The organism is Streptomyces violaceorubidus (genome assembly GCF_000717995.1).
In the GTDB taxonomy this organism is placed as follows: Bacteria; Actinomycetota; Actinomycetes; order Streptomycetales; family Streptomycetaceae; genus Streptomyces; species Streptomyces violaceorubidus.
Genome location: NZ_JODM01000099.1, coordinates 1 through 1,751, shown reverse-complemented (window position 1 = coordinate 1,751; position 1,751 = coordinate 1). Strand labels below are relative to the sequence as shown.

The window sequence follows — 1,751 nt, the reverse complement described above, 5'->3', positions numbered from 1 at the left end:
GCTCGAACCGGTACTCATCCACCACGTCACCGGTATTGCGCACCCTCAGGCGCACACGCGTACTACTGCCGGGGTCCACAGTCGCGGACGCGGGCTCCAAGGAAGTCCACAGGCTCACACGCCGACGCTACGCGTCAACTGCCCATGCGTCAGCGGCACTCGGGGCAGTAGTAGCTGCCCCAAGGTGCCTGATCACAGGACTTTCCGGACGGGCGTCAGTCCCTCGACGGATGGATGATCTGCCACTCCTGGTCGTCGATGTTGGTGCAGGTCGCGATGTTCAGCGGAGTCTCGGTGCCGCCGTTCTGGCCCTTCACGTTCAGGCACCTGTGGGCGCTGGCGAAGTTGCGGATCCAGTAGTTCCCGCTCGCCTGCTTGTCGATCCACCACAGCTGGTTGTCGCCCTCCTCGCGGCAGTTGGCCTGCTGGACGATCCCGTTGATCTTTCCCTTGTCCCGTCCGGGGATGTCGGCGCACAGGTGGGTGGTCGGGCTTCTTGGACTGTCCGCCGTCGCCGTCGCCTCCGCCTCCGCCGCCACCGCCACCGGTTCCGTCGTCCTCGGGCTTCTCGGAGGCCGGCTGCTCGGGCTCCGCCTCGGGCGCGGACTCGGCGGTGCTCGGGAGGGCTTCCGGTGTGGCGCTCGGGCTGGGTGCGAGGGCGGCACCGGCCTGTTCCGTCTGCTCGGTGGCGCTGGTACGCACCTGCGGCTTGTACGCGATCCAGATCATCACGAACGCGATCGCCAACGCCAGGAAGACCCCGAAGAACGTCGCCAGCCAACGCGGCAGAAACCCCGCTGGAGGTCCAAAGGCCCACACGGCGACGGTACGGGCGGTCAGAAGGAACGTCAGGAGCCGCGAGGGCAAAGTGCGTTGCCCTTGCACACGTCGGTCAGACCGTGATCCGGACCGCTTCCAGCTGGAGCTTGTCGTTCTCCATGTTGCTGCCGAAGTACCGCCACTGCCCCGGCTCGGTGCAGCCCTGCTTCTGCCAGCCCTTGTCCTTGACGTGGGTGTTGGGGCAGACGGTGCCTTCGAAGGTCTTGAGGGTGAACCCCTCCATGGGCGAGACCGCCTCCTTGGTGCTGCCCAGGTACATGTCGACCTGGTCGGGCGCGCTCTCCCACTTGCTGCCGTTGAGCCACGCCTCGACCACATGGGCCCCGTTGCCCGTCACGCCCTTGGTCCCGGACACGGCGATGTTCAGGGCCTTGATCGGGAGGCCCTTGCCGACCGTGCCGGCCTCGGCGCCGTCGCACACCGGGGCCTGCCAGCCCTGGTCGGCCACGTAGGCGCGGTAGCAGATGTGCCGTCCCTCACTGCGGGCGGCGACCTCCTTCACGGCCGTGGCCGCGGTGCGTACGGGCGGCTTGGGCTTCTTGGACTCGCCGCCGCCACCGCCACCGCCCCGGTCGCCGCTCTTGTCGCCGCCCCCGCTGTCGCTCTTCTCCGGCTCCGGTGCGGTCGGCGGCTGCTGCACCTGCGGCTGCTCGGCGGGCGCGGATTCGGCGGTGCTGGGCAGCGTCTCCGGTGTGGCGCTCGGGCTCGGTGCGAGGGCGGCACCGGCCTGTTCGGTCTGCTCGGTGGCGCTGGTGCGGACCTGCGGCTTGTACGCGATCCAGATCATCACGAACGCGATCGCCAACGCCAGGAAGATCCCGAAGAACGTCGCCAGCCAACGCGGCAGAAACCCCCGCTGGATATACGTCCCCTCGACCTCGGTCGGATCCACCCCCGACCGGCGCACCGCC

The 1,751-nt window shown here is 68.8% G+C and carries 1 protein-coding gene and 1 pseudogene; both read right to left on the bottom strand.

Features of this window, described 5'->3' with window-relative positions; genetic code table 11:
- Nucleotides 1-215 precede the first annotated feature (215 nt).
- On the bottom strand, nt 216-545 hold the full coding sequence (locus tag IE94_RS41960; RefSeq protein WP_051777907.1) for an RICIN domain-containing protein: 330 nt from the start codon (nt 543-545) through the stop codon (nt 216-218).
- Nucleotides 546-892: 347 nt separating this feature from the next.
- Nucleotides 893-1,751: pseudogene (locus tag IE94_RS0134080) on the bottom strand (hydrolase); the annotation flags it as partial.